Genomic DNA, 3,998 nt, shown 5'->3' on the forward strand with positions numbered 1-3,998 from the left:
TGACTATGTCAACCTTTTTTGGCCCCAGCATGACGGCTATTTATGGCCCCACTCTGCCTTGAGTTAATGGGCCTGAGGGCGAGGCTGGCATGGACGGTAGCATTCCTCGCCATCAAACCGCAGCCCCCGAAACTAATGCGATTGCGAGATGAGGAAACCGGGTTGGGCTGTCGAACGTATCCGATAACGAATGGAGGAAGTACACTCGCCGGTATCGGACGGGGAGCAAGCATGGCCAAGCGCAGGATGCACGGTATGTGGGGTGTTGTAGTTGCTGCCATTATTTGCCCTTGTTCACTTTCCTTCTTTGCTGGCCATGGACGTTTTGCATTGGTTCTGACCGCACGGGGCCCACGATTTAGCCAAAGGTTTGTCGGGCGATGGTGGGGGCGAGGGAGGCCAGCGTCTGGTTTCGATGTTGACGCCGTTGAAGGACAAACGGTCCACAATTGCGGCCGCAGAGGCGCGGGTCGTGTCGCTTGTCAGAGCTAGTCTGAATGAGGGAGCGAGGGAATATGTACATCTTGCTGGGTTCTGTAGCGGTCGTAGTGGGACTCTTGGGCGCTTGGCAACGCCGAGGACTTAAGAACCTGAGCACAAAGCTGCTCAACCGCAATGGCCAGCTCGGAGAAACATTGAACTCGTTCCAAAGTGAGAACGGGTACTTGATCGGTGGCTTGATCATGGCTGCCGCAGGCGTCGCAACACTTATATATGGGGCCTCAGTCACCCAGTAACGGGCCGTATGTTTGATCCTTCACCGAGATGTATGGAGTTGGGAAATGGAAATGGTCACACCAAACGCCGGACCTTTTGGCGGTGAATATGCCGGGCTTGTGCTCGTGATCTCAGTCGTCGTATTCATCGGTCTGCTGATAACAATGGTTGTGCGTTATGTGAAACGAAGGAGAAGCAATAGGGGCCGGGGCCGCTGACTATTTCAACGAATCCTGGCCCCGGCAGGACGGGTTGTTTCGGCCCCACCCTTGGAAGGGCGTGAAAGATCCGACCAGTTAGACCATACGCACGGAAAATTGGGCCTCGATGAATCAACCAGCTAAGCGTTCGCGGCAGAACACGATCCTCGGATACGGGTTCATCCTGCTTTCAATCATTGGGATCATCAGTGGTGTCGGCCAGATCTGGTCCCTCGGGAAAGGTGATGCCTGGCCTGTCGACGATCCTCTTCGGTGTTCTTTTCATTTTCGTCGGCGTCATGAGGCTTCGAGTGAAGAGCAACCTGTGACCGGTCCTTCCCTGGTAACTTTCGCGAGGTTCTTGGTTGGACACTGTAAAGGTCGATACAGGCATCGCGCAGCTTTCGTAGCATAGATGTTCCGTCAAATGCGCGCGCCCTCCCTTTTCAGCTAGCGGCCTGTTGGGCGATGGTGTGGGCGAGGCGGTAGGAGTCGGTACCGGTTTCGATGATGGCGGCGTTGAAGGTCAGCCGGTCCACGATTGCGGCGCAGAGGCGGGGGTCGGTGAAGGTTTTGGTCCATCCGGAGAAGGATTCGTTGGAGGCGATGGCGATGGAGTTCTTTTCTTCTCGTTCGGTCAGGACCTGGAAGAGGAGTTCGGCGCCGTGGCGGTCCAGTTCCATATAGCCCAATTCGTCAATACACAGCAGGTCAACCCGGCCGTAGCGGGCGATGGTTTTGGCAAGGACTTTCTCGTCGGCGGCTTCGACGAGTTCGTTCACGAGCCGGGTTGCGAGGGTGTATTTGACCCGGTAGCCCTGTTCCGCTGCCGCGGTGCCGAGCCCGATGAGCAGGTGGGTTTTGCCCGTGCCGGAGTCCCCGATCAGGCACAGGGGTGAGCCTTTACGGATCCAGTCCCCGGTCGCGAGGGTGTGGATCGTGGCCGGGTTGATGTTCGGGTTGGCGTCGAAATCAAAGTCCCCGAGCCACTTGTCCCGAGGAAAGTTCGCAGCTTTGACCCGGCGGATGGAGGAGCGACGGTCACGGTCATCGCACTCCGCCAGCAGCAGCTCGGCCAAGAAACCCTGGTAGCTCAGTTGTTCTTTCCCGGCGACGGTGAGGGCTTCGTCCAGGACCGCACGGACGGTGGGCAGCCGCAGCCTGCGGCAGGCCTGGTCCACGGCCGCGACAGCAGCCTGCTCGGTCAGGCCGCGCCGCCGGCGCAGGGTCGGAGTGATGGTCGCGGCCGGTGCGGTGGGACTCATGAGATGTTCTCCTTCGACTCGGTTCCTGCTGGGTGTTCGGCGCGTTTGGCCAGCAACTCGTCATAGGCACTGACCGTCGGCAACGGCCGGGTATCCCGGGGCAGCCCCGCGATGACCGCGGCAGGGTCCATCAGCCGGCGCTGGGTCAGGCTGACAACGCGTTGCACTTTCGCCTCGACATGAGCACCGTGATCACGGTCCGAACCGGACCCACCCCCGGTGCCTGTTGCGTGCCTGCGGGCCTCGACCGCGACGACGTCGGCGCTGACCGCACCCACGCCCAGCGCCGCGGTGATCCCTGCCTCGACATCAACGGCGTTCATGGAACGGTGGAGCAGCAGGACGTCGATCAGTTCACGGGTCCCCTCGGCGTCGCCGTTCACCCTGCGCGAGGCAGACCAGAAGGCTTCATGGGCGCTGGTGAAAGCCCCTGACTCCCGTGCCCTGACCAAAGCGGTGGAACCCGGCAGAGCGCCGGGCTTGGTTTTGAGGACCTCCAGGTAATGGTCCAACTGGATCGACTGCGCGCCCTTGGCAATGATCCGCTGATGCCGGGCTGCCACCGCCCGGCCGTCGAACACCACAAGCTCCGATGCTCGCAAGGACACCCGGACTCGTCGACCGATGAACCGTGCCGGGACCGAGTACTTCACCATCCGCACGGTGATCATCGAGGACCGGTCAACCCTCGGGTTCAGCACCATACCGGGGTCGAACTCTTCCGCCGGCAACGGCGCCAGGAACAAGCGCTCGGCGGCGAAGTCCTGGCCGATCGTGCGTATCCGGTCATTGATCCGCCGCTGATCATCTTGGACCTCCCAGGCCCGGATCCGGTCGTTGAGCTCATCAAGGGACTTCGCGGCAGGCATAGGGGACAGCCGGTTTCGACGGAACCAACCCACCTCACCCTCAACACCGCCTTTCTCGTGTGCTCCGGCAATACCTGGCTGGCAGTAAAAAGCATCAAAACCATAGAACGAGCGGAACAACACCCACCGGTCGTTCTCGATGCGGTTCCGGCCCTGCCCGAACACCACGGCCCTGACGGCACTGGTGAGGTTGTCATAGCGGATGTGTTTGACCGGCACCCCGCCGATCTCGTTGAACGCCTCGATATGGCCTTCCAGAAATGCTTCCTGGGCCTGCGTTGGATAAATCCGGTGAATGGCCTTGCCAGAGTGAGACAGCCGGAAGATGAACATGTGGCACTTCGTCTTCACCCCGTCCAACACGATCCAGACCTCACCGAAGTCCACTTCCGCCTCCGCGCCCGGCGCGTGTTCCTGCGGAACGAACACCTCAACCCTGCGACCGGCCTCCACATCGATCTGCGCCCGACGGACTCGGACATAGTCCCGCACCGTCGAATACGACAACTCCTCCGCACCATGCTCCTCAATGAGCCGGGCAAGTATCCTCCGAGCGGTATGGCGTTGCTTCCGCGGCGCCGTTGTGTCCTCAACCAACATCGCATCGATCGCGGTCTTGAATGGTTCCAGCCGCCAAGACACCCCTTGCCTCGGCTTACGCTCCGGCGGTGCAGCGGATTCCAGAGCCTGCCTCACCGTCCTCCGGTGAACCCCGTGCCGGACCGCCAGCGCACGAACCGACAAGCCCTCAACCCGGGCATCTCTGCGGATCCGCGCGAACAACTCCACCCTCGACTCCATCCAGACCAGCCTTCCGCCGCATCCATCCAGTGATGAATCCAACGTTGAAGGCGGGGCCACATATAACCGTCACATCTGCCCGGCGAGTCACGAAGTGGGGCCAGAAATAACCGTCCAACCGGGGCCATCCAAACCTGTCACAGTCA

2 protein-coding genes are annotated in these 3,998 nt (G+C 60.7%); both read right to left on the reverse strand.

Annotation, left to right across the window (positions count from 1 at the left end; translation table 11 throughout):
* Window positions 1-1,363: 1,363 nt before the first annotated feature.
* Window positions 1,364-2,182 (reverse strand): IS21-like element helper ATPase IstB, encoded by an 819-nt coding sequence (gene istB, locus KNN17_RS22030; RefSeq protein ID WP_241711025.1) that lies wholly within the window; start codon window positions 2,180-2,182, stop codon window positions 1,364-1,366.
* Complete coding sequence (gene istA, locus KNN17_RS22035) at window positions 2,179-3,852, reverse strand: IS21 family transposase (protein WP_241711027.1); 1,674 nt, start codon at window positions 3,850-3,852, stop codon at window positions 2,179-2,181. Before istA ends, istB begins: the two co-directional genes overlap by 4 nt.
* Window positions 3,853-3,998 lie beyond the last annotated feature (146 nt).

The sequence above is a fragment of the Arthrobacter bambusae genome (assembly GCF_022606295.1).
GTDB lineage: Bacteria > Actinomycetota > Actinomycetes > Actinomycetales > Micrococcaceae > Arthrobacter > Arthrobacter bambusae_A.